The 16,622-nt window shown below is 32.5% G+C and carries 13 protein-coding genes; 4 read left to right on the forward strand and 9 right to left on the reverse strand.

All coding sequences use genetic code 11. From position 1 onward, the window contains the following. Both G4L40_RS10585 and G4L40_RS10590 read left to right on the forward strand, forming a co-directional pair. Positions 1-2,648, forward strand: a 2,648-nt coding sequence (locus tag G4L40_RS10585) for an HYR domain-containing protein (RefSeq protein ID WP_166237170.1), incomplete at its 5' end; no start/stop codon positions are given. Between the two features lie 29 nt (positions 2,649-2,677). Further along, on the forward strand, positions 2,678-3,562 hold the full coding sequence (locus G4L40_RS10590) for a PorP/SprF family type IX secretion system membrane protein (protein ID WP_166237171.1): 885 nt from the start codon (positions 2,678-2,680) through the stop codon (positions 3,560-3,562). Positions 3,563-3,683: 121 nt separating this feature from the next. On the opposite strand, the gene G4L40_RS10595 is transcribed toward G4L40_RS10590, so the two are convergent. The 3 genes from G4L40_RS10595 to G4L40_RS10605 form a co-directional block, all read right to left on the reverse strand. Then, on the reverse strand, positions 3,684-5,354 hold the full coding sequence (locus tag G4L40_RS10595; RefSeq protein WP_166237172.1) for an RluA family pseudouridine synthase: 1,671 nt from the start codon (positions 5,352-5,354) through the stop codon (positions 3,684-3,686). A 77-nt stretch (positions 5,355-5,431) separates the two neighbouring features. After that, positions 5,432-7,600, reverse strand: coding sequence for a S9 family peptidase (locus G4L40_RS10600; RefSeq protein ID WP_166237173.1), 2,169 nt, complete (start codon positions 7,598-7,600; stop codon positions 5,432-5,434). A gap of 104 nt (positions 7,601-7,704) precedes the next feature. Beyond that, positions 7,705-8,907 (reverse strand): aminotransferase class I/II-fold pyridoxal phosphate-dependent enzyme, encoded by a 1,203-nt coding sequence (locus G4L40_RS10605; protein WP_166237174.1) that lies wholly within the window; start codon positions 8,905-8,907, stop codon positions 7,705-7,707. Positions 8,908-9,080: 173 nt separating this feature from the next. Here G4L40_RS10605 and G4L40_RS10610 point away from each other — a divergent pair, with 173 nt between their 5' ends. Both G4L40_RS10610 and lpdA read left to right on the forward strand, forming a co-directional pair. Further along, entirely contained in the window at positions 9,081-9,533 is a 453-nt protein-coding gene (locus G4L40_RS10610) for an Lrp/AsnC family transcriptional regulator (protein ID WP_207785372.1), read from the forward strand. Positions 9,534-9,634: 101 nt separating this feature from the next. Further along, positions 9,635-11,038: a dihydrolipoyl dehydrogenase gene (gene lpdA, locus G4L40_RS10615; RefSeq protein ID WP_166237176.1), complete on the forward strand. Its 1,404-nt coding sequence runs from the start codon at positions 9,635-9,637 to the stop codon at positions 11,036-11,038. Between the two features lie 225 nt (positions 11,039-11,263). Here lpdA and G4L40_RS10620 read toward each other — a convergent pair whose 3' ends face one another. The 6 genes from G4L40_RS10620 to katG all read right to left on the reverse strand — a co-directional run bounded on the left by G4L40_RS10620 (position 11,264) and on the right by katG (position 16,392). After that, positions 11,264-11,863 (reverse strand): hypothetical protein, encoded by a 600-nt coding sequence (locus G4L40_RS10620; RefSeq protein ID WP_166237177.1) that lies wholly within the window; start codon positions 11,861-11,863, stop codon positions 11,264-11,266. A gap of 257 nt (positions 11,864-12,120) precedes the next feature. After that, positions 12,121-12,498: a DoxX family membrane protein gene (locus G4L40_RS10625; RefSeq protein WP_166237178.1), complete on the reverse strand. Its 378-nt coding sequence runs from the start codon at positions 12,496-12,498 to the stop codon at positions 12,121-12,123. A 100-nt stretch (positions 12,499-12,598) separates the two neighbouring features. Next, complete coding sequence (locus G4L40_RS10630; RefSeq protein ID WP_166237179.1) at positions 12,599-12,856, reverse strand: DUF6952 family protein; 258 nt, start codon at positions 12,854-12,856, stop codon at positions 12,599-12,601. Between the two features lie 84 nt (positions 12,857-12,940). Then, positions 12,941-13,249, reverse strand: coding sequence for a thioredoxin family protein (locus G4L40_RS10635; RefSeq protein ID WP_166237180.1), 309 nt, complete (start codon positions 13,247-13,249; stop codon positions 12,941-12,943). Positions 13,250-13,324: 75 nt separating this feature from the next. Further along, positions 13,325-13,960, reverse strand: a complete 636-nt coding sequence (locus tag G4L40_RS10640; RefSeq protein WP_166237181.1) for a peroxiredoxin — start codon at positions 13,958-13,960, stop codon at positions 13,325-13,327. 251 nt (positions 13,961-14,211) lie between these two features. Next, positions 14,212-16,392, reverse strand: coding sequence for a catalase/peroxidase HPI (katG, locus tag G4L40_RS10645; protein WP_166237182.1), 2,181 nt, complete (start codon positions 16,390-16,392; stop codon positions 14,212-14,214). Positions 16,393-16,622: the final 230 nt, after the last annotated feature.

Raw genomic sequence — 16,622 nt, forward strand, 5'->3', positions numbered from 1 at the left:
TCGTAGCACCAATTGCTATCAATACAACTACTAATACAGGTTGTACAACAACAGGCTTGGTATTAGGAAATGCTGTAACTACAGACAATTGTTCGGTAGTTAGTGTAACAAATGATGCACCAGCAGCCTTCCCATTAGGAGTTACCACAGTAACATGGACGGTAGTTGATGGCTCAGGAAATACAGCTACAGCGACACAGTTAGTTACAGTAAGTGATGCTACTTTACCAACCATCACTGCACCAGCTGCAGTTAATGTAACTACGGATACAGCTTGTACAGCAACAGCAGTAGTATTAGGTAATGCAGTAACAGCAGACAACTGTTCGGTAGCAAGTGTAAGTAATGATGCACCAGCAGTGTTTGCATTAGGAACTACTACAGTAACATGGACAGTAGTTGATGGCTCAGGAAACACCGCTACAGCGACACAATTAGTGACAGTAACGGATGCAACAAATCCAACAATTACAGCACCATCAGCTATTACTTGGCCAGCAAACATTGGATGTTTTGCAGTGAACGTGATGTTAGGTACACCAGTAACTACAGACAACTGTTCCGTAGTAAGTGTAACTAATAATGCTCCTTTTGTATTCCCTATAGGAAATACAACAGTAACATGGACAGTAACTGATAATTCAGGAAATGTATCTACCGCAACACAAATCGTAACAATTGTAGATACTGTAGCTCCATTTATCGTAGCTCCAATAGCTATCAATACAACAACAAATTCGGGTTGTACAGCAGTAGGATTAGTATTAGGTAATCCAGTGGTATTAGACAACTGCTCGGTAGTTAGCTTAACGAATGATGCCCCAGCAGCCTTCCCATTAGGAGTTACCACAGTAACATGGACAGTAGTTGATGCATCTGGAAATATAACAACAGCTACACAATTAGTAACAGTTATTGATACTACTTTACCAACAATCACCGCACCAGCTGCTGTGAATACAATAGCTAACTCGGGTTGTGCAGCAACAGGAGTAGCTTTAGGTACACCAGTAACAGCAGACAACTGTTCGGTAGCAAGTGTAAGTAATAATGCTCCTACAGCATTCCCATTAGGAACTACTATAGTAACTTGGACAATTGTTGATGCATCAGGTAATGTAAATACAGCGACACAATTAGTAACTGTTACAGATACAACGATGCCAATCATTACAGCACCAACAGCTATAACTGTAGCGACAAACAATGGATGTTATGCCGTAAATGTTGTATTAGGAACACCAATAACTTCAGATAACTGTTCTGTGGTAAGTGTGACTAACAATGCACCAGCTTTATTCCCATTAGGAACTACAACAGTAACTTGGACAATAGTAGATGGTTCTGGTAACACAGCAACTGCTACTCAAGTAGTAACGGTAGAAGATAATGAGTTACCTACTATCGTAGCACCAATTGCATTAAATGTAACTACAAACACAGCTTGTACAGCAACGGGAGTTGTTTTAGGTAATCCAGTAGCAACAGACAATTGTTCTGTAGTTAGTGTGACAAATAATGCACCGGTAGCATTCCCATTAGGAGCTACAACTGTAACTTGGACGGTAGTTGATGGTTCAGGAAATATAGCAACTGCTACACAATTAGTAACAGTGACAGATGCAACAGTTCCAACAGTATTAACACAGCCTATTACTATTGCTTTAGATATCAATGGTCAGGTAAGTATTACAGCAGCAAACGTTAACAATGGTTCATTCGATAATTGTGCAATAAGTACAATGAGTGTAAGCCCATCAAGTTTTACATGCGCGAATGTAGGAACTAATATAGTTACATTAACAGTAACTGATGTTAATGGTAATACTGCAACAAATACAGCTATTGTAACTGTTATTGACGCAATTTTACCAACAGTTATTACTCAAAATATTAATATAGAGTTAGATAGTTTTGGGGATGCATCAATTACTGCAGATATGATTGATAATGGATCATTTGATAATTGTGGAATTGCAAGTATTTCGGTAAATGTTTTAGACTTTAATTGTAATGATTTAGGTGCTAATACAGTAATATTGACAGTAACTGATGTTAATGGAAATATAGCAACTGGAACAGCAATTGTTACTGTAGTGTCTACAGCAGATGATAATGATCAAGATGGAAGCAATGATAATTGTGATGATGATGATGATAATGATGGAATAGCAGATGAAGATGATAATTGTCAATTCGTTAATAATCCAGACCAAGCAGATAATGATCAAGATGGTATGGGTGATATTTGTGATGACGATGATGATAATGATGGAGTATTAGATACAGAAGATAACTGTCCATTTATATACAATCCTGGTCAAGAGGATAGAGATAATGACGGTATTGGTGATGTATGTGATACTATTGAGATCAATATTTCGGAAGCTATTACTCCTAATGGAGATGGAATTAATGATACTTGGATGATTTACAACATTCAAAGCCATCCAAATAATACTGTTAAAGTATTTAATCGTTGGGGTGACCTAGTATTTAATGCTAGAGGTTATCAAAATGAATGGGATGGACATTACAAAAACCGTGACCAATCTTTACCAGATGGAGGTTCATATTACTACCAAATTGATTTGGATGGAAATGGAACTGTTGATTATGATGGTTGGTTATATATCTCTAGAAAATAATAGTGTCACATTAGGAAATGAAACAAATTATGAAAAAAACAATTATTCTATTAGGCCTACTGCTTTTAACAAGCAGTAGCCTATTAGCTCAGCAAGAAAGTATGATTACTTTCTATAAAAGTCATTTAAATTTGGTAAATCCGGCATTTGTAGGCGCGGATGATACTGCTAGTTTTCAGTCATCAATAAGACAGCAATGGACAGGGATTAAGGATGCTCCTTCAACCCAAGCGGTATCTTTTATGACTCCATTAGGAAATAAAAAATTAGCAATAGGTATTTCTTATATTCATGATAAAGTATTTATTGAAAAACAATCTTTTGTGGCTATTGATTTCTCATATCAAGTAAAACTTTCAGAAAAGTTAGATTTGTACATGGGTATTAAAGCAGGAGGAAACAATTATGAAGTAAATACAGAAGGACTAGAAACTTATAATGTAATTGCTGACCCAAGTTTAGCATCAATTTCAAGATTTAATCCAAATGTAGGAGTAGGTTTTTACTTAAAGCATAACAAATTCTATTTATCATTATCAACACCAAGAATGTTGAATACTGAGCGTGCTAAAAATGAAGATGGTTATGCAACAGTATCTACAGATAGAGTACACTATTATGTATCTGGAGGATATAATTTTATGTTGAGTTCAACGGTTGACTTAGTTCCATCATTTATGGTCCGTTATGTAAATGGAGCACCTTTTTCAACAGATTTTACAGCCACAACTATTTTTGATGAAGTATTTCATTTAGGAGCAACTTACCGTACTGATAAATCTTTAGCTGGTATGGCTCAAGTAAGAGTTAGTAAGAAAATGATGTTAGGTTATGCCTACGAATATAGTCTAAGAAGTGAACTTTTAGGTAGAGCCAATGGTTCGAATGAATTTTTTATAAAGTTTAAATTTTAGTGATTTAAACTCATAATACTGAAAACTGTTTAGTTGATTTATTTATTTAATTAACCGCTACCCTCAATTGATTTATTCAGTTGGGGGTAGTTTTTTTAATCTAATTAAAATATAAAGAATTTTAGAACTCAGCTGCTTTTTGAATTGTGATTTCTTCTTTTGAAATAGGATGCATAAATGTTAAGCATTCAGCATGCAAATGTAGTCGATTGGATTTTGTACCATATAAGTCATCACCAACAATTGGCGTATGCAAACCTAATTCATGTGAAGCATGAACTCTAAGTTGATGCGTACGTCCTGAAATAGGGTAGAAGTATATGCGTGTGTTGTTATTTTCTATAGCTATTACTTCCCATTTTGTTTGTGCAGATTTGCCATGTTCATAACAAACTAATTGTCTAGGTCTGTCGTCTAAATCTACTCGAAGTGGTAAATCAATTGTTCCTTCTTTTTTATGAACAATTCCATCTAATAAAGCTACATAACGTTTTTTAATAGTTCGTTTGATAAATTGACTTTGCAATTGTTTATAGATATCTTCATTTTTTGCAATTAACAATAAACCAGAAGTTGACATGTCTAAACGATGCACAATTAAAGGACCAGTTGCATTTGGATAGCGCGCTTTTATTCTAGCATAAACAGAATCGGAGATGATTTTACCCGGAACGGATAAAAATTCTGCGGGCTTGTTTACCACTAATAAGACTTCATCTTCGTATACAATTTCAATATCTTTTCCTTCCGCTGGATTTTCTTGAAATGGATTTATATCCATATCTATTTCTTTTAACATATGGGAAAGTAAAATAGGTTCACACTTACTTTTACATGCAGGATAAAATTGTTTGTGTTTTCTAATTTCTGATTTTGGTGATTGTCCCCACCAAAATTCTGCCATAGCAATAGGCTTTAATTGATGCTCGAATGCATAATGCAGTAATTTTGGAGCAGCACATTCACCAGCTCCAGCAGGTGGATTGTTGTTAAATATTTCTCCAATACTTTTTCGTTCGCCATATTGGTTTAAAAAAGAATATTCCGCAAAAAGTTGTTGTTGTAACGCTCCTGATTTTTGTCTCCGAAGCTCTTTTAAATCATTGATTTTACTTTCAAATATTTCTAATTCTTTGGCAACATTCTCTTTTTGGAAGTTCCAATATTTAGTCATTTTTTTTAGTAAAATACTTTCCTCTTTACTGGCTTCACTTAATTGCTTTTGAAGTGCTTTATATGATTCAAATGGTAATGATAATTCTGCTTGAAGTCGTTGTGCATCACGAAGCTCTTTTTGTTCTTTAATGTGTTGCTTTTGGTTTTGAATATCGTTTGTTGCTTGAAGTAATGTTTTTTTTACTTTTTCAAGAAGTGATATATATTCTGTCGATTGTTCTAATTGTTCAATTTGACGATTAATTGAATTTAAGATTTCTTCTTCTTTTCTAAAAAAGCCATCTTCGTGCAACATGTCAAAAATGGTAGGAACAAAAAAGGGAAGGTGATTTACATTTGCAAGCTTTCCTGAAAAAGCCCATAAATATCCCAATTCTCCTTTTCTATTTTGGCAAACCAAAACACCAAACATTTTTCCAATAATTAAACCTTCTTGATTTTCTTGTAAACCAAAATTATGTTCAAAATCTGTTTGTGATTCTAAATAATCTTGTAATTCTTGAGCCGCAATTTTGCTTAATGTATGCGGTTCATAATAAAATGGAAATGTGAACTTTTCGGGTAATTCTATACCAGAAATATCTGTTTTGAATTTTTGAAATAAATTAGTTACCATTACGCAAAGGTAATACAAATAAAAAAGTTGGTTGCGTAACACACAACCAACTTTTCTATAAACTAATAATTTATTTTTTATTTCAAATGCACATCAAAATAATCAGCAATTTTAGCATACATATGAATTCTATCTTTTCCACTTACATTATGTTCGTGATTAGGGTATAAGAAATAATCAACTTGTTTTCCAGCTTTGATACATGCTTCAATAAAGTTCATACTGTGTTGTTGTACTACTACAGGATCTTGAGCACCGTGGATAACTAATAATCTTCCTTTTAAGTCTTTTGCTTTATTTAACAAAGAAGTTTTTTCATATCCTTCAGGATTTTCTTGTGGCATATCCATATAACGTTCTCCGTACATGATTTCATAGTATTTCCAATCAATAACTGGACCACCAGCAACACCAACTTTAAATACATCGGAATGATTTGTCATTAATGAAGTGGTCATGAAACCACCAAAACTCCATCCAAAAACTCCAATTTTATCTGCATCAACAAATGATTTAGATTTTAAGAATTCAATTCCTTTCATTTGATCGGCCATTTCGTTTACACCTAAATTTCTATGAGTAACTTCACAGAATTTTTTTCCACGAGAATCACTTCCTCTATTGTCTAATGTGAAAACAACATAGCCTTTTTGAGCCATGTAGATATCAAAATATCCAGCACCACCTAACCAACGATTATTGACTAATTGTGCGTGAGAACCACCATAAACATATACCATAACAGGATACTTTTTAGTAGCATCAAAGTTGGCAGGATAAATTAATCTTCCGTTCAATGGCGTTTTTCCATCAGGAGAAGTTAAGGTCACGAATTCAATTTTAGGTAAATCAATTTTTCCTGTAAAAGGATTTTCAGCTTTCACTAAAGTAGTATTCGCCATTTTATTTTTGATATTTAAAATGGAAATCTCATTAGGAGTAGTTAAGTTACTATATTGATCTAAAATCATAGTTCCATCAGAAGAAACAGAAGCTGTATGAGTTCCTGAAATTGTAGTTAACTGAATTGTTTTTCCTGATTTTAAATCTACTTGAAACAATTGGCGGTCTAGTCCGTTATTGGTTGTTCCAATATAATTTATTTTTGTATTTGAAGTATCGAAACCTAAAACTTCTTTTACAATTACATCTTTGAAGCCTAAGTTTTTTAATAGTTTACCTTCGGTATTATACAAATACATTTGGTTGAAGCCAAAGAAATCAGTTTGATAAATAAACTGTGAAGGATTATTAGGAACAAAAGTTAAAGGATGTTGTGGCTCAACCCATGTTGATGCTTTTTCTTCAAATAATGTTTTTACAAAGGCACCTGTTGTAACATCATATTTGTTGAATTTCAAATGGTTTTGTTCACGATTTAAAACACCAATAAAAATATGTTTTCCTGTAGGTTCCCATGAAACCATTGTTAAATATTGTTCTTTTGGTTCACCTGTTTGAATGGTTACTTTTTTTCCTGACGTTACATCATAAATTACTAAAGTTACATTCTCACTGGTCATCCCTGCCATTGGATATTTTAAATCTTTATTAGTAGCTTCACGCTCATTCCAATTGGTTATAGGATAATTTGCGACCATGCTTTCATCTTTACGATAAAAGGCCAATTGAGTTCCTTTGTTGTTCCACCACATACCTCTATCAATCCCAAATTCTTGACGGTGTACATAATCTGAACCATTTACAATTGCTTTGTTTTCGTCATTTGTTACATCAATAACTTTTCCAGATGGAGTAGTAATTTTAATGTTGTTGTCTAATAACCAAGCAACGTTATTGTTTGAGGCAAATTTTGCCTGCGCACCTTCATTAGAATAAGAAATAGCAGATGTGATTTGTTTTGTAACTACATCATAAGTTACTTTATAATTGTTTTTTTTGCCAGCAATTTCAGTTTCAAAAGTGTTAGAAGTTTTCCATTCTATTGCAAATGGGAATGTTCTAAGAGTAAATTCGTCAGCAGTTAATTTTGATTTTAAAGCGGATTCAAACTCGGTTTTTGTAGCTAAATTTGTTGCATTCCATCCGTTAGAAGCACTTTTTTCAACAAGAGTAGAAAAATCGGAGCTTAAATAAGTAATTGACTTTGAGTCTTTTCGCCATTGTTGAGCGGTTTGAGTTGTTGGAGCATATTTTCTTGGTCCAAAAACTGTTTCTTCAATGGTTAAATTTTGCGCTACTGCAAAACTTCCAACCAATAGAAAACTTAGGATATATTTTTTCATTACAAATAAATTATTTTTGTATTAGTGTTTAAAATCAAATATTTGTTACAAAAAAAATCCGATTCATTGCTAAATCGGATTTTTGAAAATTTATTTGGATAGAATTATAAAACTCCTAATTCTACCATACATTGTTTCATCATTTGGTAAGTTCTTTCAATATCGTTATCTAAACCAATTGAAAAGCGAATTAAACCATCAGTTAAGCCCATTTCTGCTTGTTCTTCTAATGGAATTTCTGACGAAGTTGAAGTTCCCGGAGCACTGAATAATGTTTTGTAAAATCCTAAACTCACTGCTAAATAGCCTAAATTTCTTTCTTGCATTAATTCCATTAAAGCGTTGGCTTTGTCTAAAGTTCCTACATCAATTGTCATCATACCTCCAAAACCATATTCTGGATTAATCATAGTTTTATAAATTTCATGACTTGGGTGACTTTTTAATCCAGGATAAACTGTTTTAATTCCGTCAGCTTCAAATTTATTTGCCAAATACATTGCATTGTGGCTGTGTTGTTTCATTCTGATGTGTAATGTTCTTAAGTTTTTCATCACTGAAGCCGAACGCAAACTATCCATTGTTGGACCTAAAAGCATACTCGCTCCGTCGTTTACATTTTTCAAACTGTTAATGAATTCTTGAGAAGCACAAACCACACCACCAACTGTATCGCTACTTCCGTTGATGTATTTTGTAAGTGAATGAATCACGATATCTGCGCCTAATTTTCCTGGAGCAACTGATAATGGGGAAAACGTATTGTCGACTACTAATTTAATATTATGTTTTTTAGCAATTTTAGCCAATGAAGCAATATCAGCAACTTCTAACAACGGATTACTTACAGTTTCGCAGTATAAAACTTTAGTATTTGGAGTGATAGCTGCTTCAACTACGTCTAATTTTGTAATATCTACAAAGGTAGTTTTGATGCCCATTCTTGGAACAAAATTTTTCAAGAAAGCATACGTTCCACCATAAATAGTTCTACTTGAAACGATATGGTCACCATTTCCACACAATTGCAAAAGAGTAGGAGTGATAGCACCCATTCCAGAAGCCGCAACATTAGCCGATTCTGTTCCTTCCATAGCAGCTAATGCTTTATCTAAGTATAGATTACTTGGTGAAGAATGACGTGAATATAAGTAACAACCTTCTGCATTACCTTCAAAAGTATCGAACATGGTTTTAGCAGAAAGGAAAGTATAGGTAGAACTGTCTGAAATAGATGGATTTACACCACCAAATTCGCCAAAATATTGTAAATCTTGTATGCGGTCAGCTGGATTGAAATTTTTCATAACTTTGAGGTTTAGTTGTTTAATCGTTATCAAACATCCGAAATACTAATTTATTTTTCAATAGTTTTGTTTAAAATTAGTTTTTTATTCACTAAATAGTTATTTTTGTAGAAAATAAAACTAAAAATATCCCTAAAAGTAATCTTAAACAATAATCACTTATACTTTAATTGATGGATGCAATCGACAAAAAATTATTAGGCTTACTCCAAGAGGATACTAAAAAAACAACTAAAGAATTATCGATGGTTTTAAATCTTTCGGTAACTGCTGTTTATGAACGTATTAAAAAGTTAGAACGAGAAGGCGTAATTAGCAAATATGTTGCTATTTTAGATCGAAATAAAATTGAGAAAGCATTTGTTGTATTTTGTCATATTAAATTAATTCAGCATACCAAAGATTTGATTCATACATTTGAAAACGAAGTTGTTAAACTTGATGAAGTTTTGGAATGTTTTCATGTAAGTGGTGATTATGACTATATCTTGAAAGTAAATGTAAAAGATATGGATGAATATCGTGAATTTATGGTAACTAAACTAACTGGATTACAACATATTGGTAGTACACACAGTTCGTTTATGATTGGTGAAGTTAAAAACACAACAGCTTTTACTTTGTAAATTAGCTATAATAATTTACCAATTTATCTGTAAATAATTAATTCAAAAAGCGTTACTTTTGTATCCGAATTTAAGTCAAACTACAAACTTTATATAAAATCATGAGTCAATTTGATGTAACCATTATTGGTTCTGGCCCTGGAGGATATGTTTCAGCTATCCGTTGTGCCCAATTAGGTTTTAAAACTGCTATTATTGAAAAATATTCAACTCTTGGAGGAACGTGTTTAAACGTGGGATGTATTCCATCGAAAGCATTATTAGCATCTTCTCATCATTATGAAGAGTTACAACACTTTGCAGACCACGGAATTGAAGTTTCGGGAGATGTAAAAGTGAATTTAGAAAAAATGATTGCTCGTAAACAAGCAGTTGTAGATCAAACTTCGGGTGGTGTAAAATTCTTAATGGATAAAAACAACATCACAGTTTTCAATGGAGTAGGTTCTTTTGAAAGCGCTACTTCTGTAAAAGTGACTAAAGAAGATGGTTCTTCAGAAATCATCGAATCAAAAAATATTATTATTGCTACAGGTTCTAAACCATCTAGCTTACCATTTATCAAATTAGATAAAGAAAGAATCATTACTTCTACTGAAGCTTTGAAACTGAAAGAAGTTCCAAAACACTTAGTAATTATTGGTGGTGGTGTAATCGGTATCGAATTAGGTCAAGTATATTTACGTTTAGGAGCTCAAGTTTCTGTAGTAGAATTCATGGACAGAATTATTCCAGGAATGGATGCTGCTTTGTCAAAAGAATTGACTAAAGTGTTGAAAAAACAAGGCATGAAATTCTACACATCTCACAAAGTACAATCAGTTGAAAGAGCTGGAGATGTTGTAACTGTAAAAGCAGAAAACGCTAAAGGAGAAATCATCACATTAGAAGGTGATTATTCATTAGTTTCTGTGGGTCGTCGTCCTTATACAGATGGATTAAACGCTGAAAAAGCAGGAGTAAAAATTACCGAAAGAGGTCAAATCGAAGTAAACAATCATTTACAAACTTCAGCTTCTAATATTTATGCAATTGGTGACGTAGTTCGTGGAGCGATGTTAGCACACAAAGCAGAAGAAGAAGGTGTTTTAGTTGCTGAAATTTTAGCGGGACAAAAACCACATATCGATTATAATTTAATTCCTGGAGTGGTTTATACTTGGCCAGAAGTTGCAGCTGTTGGTAAAACAGAAGAGCAATTAAAAGCAGAAGGTGTTGCTTACAAAGCAGGAAGTTTCCCATTCAAAGCTTTAGGAAGAGCTAGAGCAGGAGGAGACACTGACGGATTTGTAAAAATCTTAGCCGATACCAAAACGGATGAAGTTTTAGGAGTTCACATGATTGGAGCAAGATGTGCCGATTTAATTGCAGAAGCGGTTACAGCAATGGAATTCAGAGCAAGTGCAGAAGATATTTCAAGAATGTCTCATGCACACCCAACTTTTGCAGAAGCTATCAAAGAAGCAGCATTAGCAGCAACTGATAACAGAGCATTACACGTGTAAAACAATAAATGTCATCCTGAGCTTGTCGAAGGATAAAAATCCCAAATTCAATTGAGTTTGGGATTTTTTTATACTTTAAAATGACGAGTAGTTATAAATAGCTTTTTAAGTTGATTTTTAACGTTTTGTGGCTTAGCGACTGTTGCGAAGTTCGGAACGATTTATTTTCTATTAAAGATAAATATTTTTCGTGAAGAAGAAACGTCAAGGTAACAAGCTATCCAGTTATTGCTTCAAACCGCTGTTAGTGGCTGTTTTTGTTATCATTTTTTTCATGTGATCAAAATCAAATTTTAAACTATAAAATGTCGAATCAGATATGATTTTATTGCATAATTCTTTGTATTTGTCAGGACTATATTGACGTGTAACTGTTCCACTTGGGTGCGTTGCTCCATATTCCATAATAATTCCTATTGAATCAACTATAAAATAGTTTGATGGATGATCAAGAGTATATTGATATTTTTTAATCTCAATTTCTTTCCCTTTAAATTTGATAAACTTATTATCTAACAAAAGTAAATTCTCATTATTCATCTTGACCGAATCATTAAAAAAAACTAACGAGTCAATTCGACTGTAGTATTCATATCTATAGACATAAGTAGTTTTTTTTGGGGAACTTATTTTTTTTACATACAGCGATTTGGTTCCAAAATATTCTTTACCGCTATACTCACCAATTTGGGATTTATATTCTAAAATAATAGATTTATCAACTTTTTTATTTTCTTGATTTTGTCGATTAGATTTATCAATGCATGATGTAAAAATGCTAAATATAAAAGAGGATATAATGATGTTGTATATAGATATTTTCATAATTAAATTATTTCGCACCGATTAGTTTAGAAATTTTCTGGTGATATGAATAGAAGTGAAAATAGCCACTAACTTGTTTATATGTATGACAAAATCATACTTAGCTACCCAATTTTGGGTATATATGTCTTACAAATGTCCGTTTTATCTTTTTTCAAAAATAATAAAAAAATCTATCGAAATATTAGTAAAAATAAAATCTTATAAACAATAGACCTCTAGCTGAGTTTGGTAATTTTTATTTAATTATTTTTTAGTTATGGCTTTACAATTTCTTTAAAACCATCCCAATTAGCGTAAATTAAAAACACATTGGCAAATAAAATTGCTGCAGCCATTGGAATATCGGTACCAGTTACAACCACGTGAATTAGAAAAATATTGATGCTTATTGGTAATAAAATAATAGTTCCTAGTCGAACAAACTTACCGCTTACTAACATTAATCCGGCTAATAATTCAATAGCTTTTGCTACTGGAAAAATGTATTTTGAAGCCATAAAACCAGCCATTAGCGTAGCTAGATCTCCTGTAGGAGCAGGTTGTTCTGGACCAAGTTTGAAAAAATAAGAAATAGAAGCAAAAAGCATCATAGCTCCTAAAAGAACACGAACAATAATAGTTGCAATTTTCATAATTTGAATAGTTTTTGGTTAGTATTTCAAAGATATGAAAAATGTTTAATAAAAAAAGGTTGCCTAATTTGACAACCTTAATTATTTCTTTTTCAATATGTTATTTATCAATGGAACCTAATACTCGCTTCATAAAATCATTCAAAGCAGTTTTTTTATCAGCACCATTTTTTATCAATTGATGTACTTCAAGCGCACCATACATATTTGATATTAGTTCGCCAATTACATCTAATTCCTCATCTTTTAATGACGAAACTTCACATAGATTCTCTAATACTTCAATAGTTTCTACTAAATAATCCTGATCGTTATCTTCAATAAATTGAGTTAACTGTTTTATAACGGGTAATTTCATAATTATCTTTTGTTTCAAGTTTAAGGTTTCAGGTTGTTTTTAGTTTTATTTACAAACTCGAAACTTGAAACCTGAAACTTATAATTAAACTACTTCATTTACTAATTCTGCTAAAACTTCAGCTTTGTTAGTTTGCGTTTGATTTACTAATACTCCATTTTTAAAAGTAGCAAATGTTGGTAAATTATCCACTTTTGCTAATTTTCTTGATTCAGGAAATTTTTCAGCATCTACAATTAAAAAAGGAATACTCTCGTTTTGTGAAGCCATCATTTTAAATTTTGGTTTCATTATACGACAATTCCCACACCATGAGGCAGCATATTGCACAACAACTACTTCATTTGAAGCTATAATTTCAGCTAAATTATCTTGTTCTATTTCTGTAAACATTTTTTTTTAGTTTAAAGTTTCAGGTTTCAAGTTCCAAGTTGAATAACCTGAAACCTGAAACTTGAAACAAAATTATTAATGAGAAGCTAAATAAGCAGCAGTACTATTTCTATCAGCATTCATTGCTTCTTTTCCTTCTTCCCAGTTTGCTGGACAAACTTCACCTTTAGTTTGCACGTGAGTATAAGCATCAATTAATCTTAAGTACTCATTTACATTTCTTCCTAATGGCATATCGTTTACACTTTCGTGGAAGATTTTTCCATCTTCGTCAATTAAATAAGTTGCTCTAAAAGTTACGTTTGAACCTTCTAAGATTTCATCATTTAAATCTTCGTTATAAACCCATTCTGAATCTAATATATCTAAAGCAGCTGATAAATTTCTGGTTGTATCTGCTAAAAGTGGGTAAGTTACACCTTCGATTCCACCATTGTCTTTAGCAGTGTTTAACCAAGCAAAGTGTACTTCGTTTGTATCACATGAAGCACCAATAACCGTTGTGTTTCTTTTTTCAAATTCTTGTAAAGCAGCTTGAAAAGCGTGTAATTCTGTTGGACATACAAAAGTAAAATCTTTTGGATACCAAAATAAAACTACTTTTTTCTTGTTGTTTACCGCTTCTTCTAAAACGTTAATTCTTAAGTTGTCTCCCATAAATGAGATTGCGTCTACTGTAATGTTTGGGAATTTTTTTCCTACTAATGCCATGATTTTTTATTTAAATTATTGTTGTTTTTCTGAGTGCGAAATTACAAATAGAATGTTTAATAAAACATGATATTTATTATATTTTTAAATATTTATATAGATAAAATTTATGATAAAAAATCTTATGAAAATTAATGATTTAGGATAAAATATTATTTTTGAAAAATTACATTAAGAATAAGTAGTCATAAAAAAATAATACCATCAAAATGATGGTATTATAAGGGAATAATAATAATTTATTACTGTTTTTATTTCAAATCAAATCGATCTAAATTCATTACTTTAGTCCAAACTTTTACAAAATCTTGAACAAATTTTTCTTTGTTATCATCTTGAGCATATACTTCTGCATAGGCTCTTAAAACAGAATTAGAACCAAAGATTAAATCTACTCTTGTAGCGGTCCATTTAGTTGCACCTGATTTTTTATCAACAATATTATATAAATTTTCACCAACCGGTTTCCAACTATAATTCATATCAGTAAGGTTCACAAAGAAGTCATTGGATAAAATGCCTTCATTATTGGTAAAAACACCATGTTTCGTTCCATTAAAGTTAGTACCAAGAACGCGCATTCCACCAATTAAAACAGTCATTTCAGTAGCGGTTAATCTTAATAATTGTGCGTTGTCTAACATTAATTCTTCTGGTTTTACTACATAATTTGATTTCATAAAGTTTCTGAAAGCATCATTTGTTGGTTCTAAAACTTCGAAGGATTCTACATCAGTCATTTCTTGCAACGCATCGCCTCGACCAGCATGAAATGGAACTTTTATATTATATCCGCCTTCTTGAGCTGCTTTTTCAACAGCTGCACTTCCGCCCAAAACAATTAAATCAGCGATGCTTACTTTTTTACTTAAACTTGTTTGAATTTCAATTAATTTATTTAAAACTTTTTGCAATCTTTCTGGTTCATTGGCTACCCAATTTTTTTGCGGTTCCAATCGAATTCTTGCACCATTTGCACCACCTCTAAAGTCTGAACCTCTAAATGTTCTGGCACTATCCCAAGCCGTGTTGATTAGTTCAGTTCTTGTTAATCCGCTGTTTAATATTTTTATTTTTAAATCTTCTATTTCAGCATCAGATAAAGTGTAATCTACTGTAGGAATTGGATCTTGCCAAATTAAATCTTCTTTTGGTACATCTGCTCCTAAATAACGCTCTTTTGGACCTAAATCTCGGTGCGTTAATTTAAACCAAGCTCTTGCAAATACTTCAGAAAAATAAGCAGGATCTTTATAAAATCGCTCTGAAATTTCTCTGTAAGTTGGGTCCATTTTCATTGCCATATCAGCATCAGTCATAATAGGATTTCTTCGTACTGATGGATTGTGTGCATCAAATGGTTTGTCCTCTTCTTTAATATTTATAGGTTCCCATTGCCAAGCACCAGCTGGACTTTTCTTTAATTCCCAATCATAGTTTAATAGCAAATAAAAATATTCATTATCCCATCGAGTAGGGTTAGTAGTCCACGAGCCTTCTAAGCCACTGGTTACAGTATCAGCACCATTTCCATTGCCTTTTGGATTTAGCCAACCAAAACCTTGATTTTCTATTTCTCCTGCTTCTGGTTCAGGGCCTAATTTTGATGCATCTCCATTTCCGTGTGCTTTTCCAACAGTGTGTCCACCTGCGGTTAAAGCTACAGTTTCTTCATCATTCATTGCCATTCGCTTGAATGTAATGCGAACATCATGTGCTGTTTTTAATGGGTCGGGTTGTCCGTCGACTCCTTCAGGATTTACATAAATTAATCCCATCATTACTGCTGCGAGAGGATTTTCTAAATCTCTTTCTCCTGAATATCTACTGCCTTCGCTTCCTGTTTTTGCTAACCATTCTTTTTCAGCGCCCCAGTATACATCTTTTTCTGGATGCCAAATGTCTTCACGACCTCCAGCAAATCCGTATGTTTTCAATCCCATAGATTCATAAGCCATATTTCCAGCTAAAATCATTAAATCTGCCCAAGAAATTTTATTTCCATATTTCTTTTTGATTGGCCACAATAGTCTTCTGGCTTTGTCTAAATTTCCATTATCTGGCCAACTATTTAGAGGTGCAAATCTTATGTTTCCTGTTCCTGCTCCGCCACGACCATCTGAAATTCTATAGGTACCTGCAGAATGCCAAGCCATACGAATCATTAAGCCTCCATAGTGACCCCAATCGGCTGGCCACCAATCTTGACTGTCATTCATGAATGCTTTTAAGTCGTTTTTTAAAGCTTCTAAATCTAATTTCTTGAATTCGTCAGCATAATTAAATTTTTCACCTAAGGGATTTGTTTTAATATCATGTTGATGTAGAATGTCTAAGTTCAGCGATTTTGGCCACCAATCTTGATTGGAAGTTCCTTTTGATGCCAAATTTTGATGAAATGGGCATTTGCTAATGTCTTTTGAATTTTCCATAATAGTTTGTTGATTATTTGATTATTGTGTTATAAAATTGATTTATTTTCAATAAATAAAATTTTGATTTAACAAATTTACAAAACTGTTCTGATGGTACTATAGACAATTTATGTTTATTTCTTATTTAAGAATAGATTTTAGTTATATCTTCAAATAATGTTTTTTTATTTGTTCTAAATAATAAAATCCTATATTTGTTTTTCGTAAATTTTATACAAACAACCTAT

The sequence above is a fragment of the Flavobacterium celericrescens genome (assembly GCF_011392075.1).
Classification (GTDB): Bacteria; Bacteroidota; Bacteroidia; order Flavobacteriales; family Flavobacteriaceae; genus Flavobacterium; species Flavobacterium celericrescens.

Coding starts and splice junctions, on each gene's coding strand:
- G4L40_RS10590 (WP_166237171.1), top strand. CDS start 2,678: ATGAAAAAAACAATTATTCTATTAGGCCTACTGCTTTTAACAAGCAGT.
- G4L40_RS10595 (WP_166237172.1), bottom strand. CDS start 5,354: ATGGTAACTAATTTATTTCAAAAATTCAAAACAGATATTTCTGGTATA.
- G4L40_RS10600 (WP_166237173.1), bottom strand. CDS start 7,600: ATGAAAAAATATATCCTAAGTTTTCTATTGGTTGGAAGTTTTGCAGTA.
- G4L40_RS10605 (WP_166237174.1), bottom strand. CDS start 8,907: ATGAAAAATTTCAATCCAGCTGACCGCATACAAGATTTACAATATTTT.
- G4L40_RS10610 (WP_207785372.1), top strand. CDS start 9,081: ATGGATGCAATCGACAAAAAATTATTAGGCTTACTCCAAGAGGATACT.
- lpdA (WP_166237176.1), top strand. CDS start 9,635: ATGAGTCAATTTGATGTAACCATTATTGGTTCTGGCCCTGGAGGATAT.
- G4L40_RS10620 (WP_166237177.1), bottom strand. CDS start 11,863: ATGAAAATATCTATATACAACATCATTATATCCTCTTTTATATTTAGC.
- G4L40_RS10625 (WP_166237178.1), bottom strand. CDS start 12,498: ATGAAAATTGCAACTATTATTGTTCGTGTTCTTTTAGGAGCTATGATG.
- G4L40_RS10630 (WP_166237179.1), bottom strand. CDS start 12,856: ATGAAATTACCCGTTATAAAACAGTTAACTCAATTTATTGAAGATAAC.
- G4L40_RS10635 (WP_166237180.1), bottom strand. CDS start 13,249: ATGTTTACAGAAATAGAACAAGATAATTTAGCTGAAATTATAGCTTCA.
- G4L40_RS10640 (WP_166237181.1), bottom strand. CDS start 13,960: ATGGCATTAGTAGGAAAAAAATTCCCAAACATTACAGTAGACGCAATC.
- katG (WP_166237182.1), bottom strand. CDS start 16,392: ATGGAAAATTCAAAAGACATTAGCAAATGCCCATTTCATCAAAATTTG.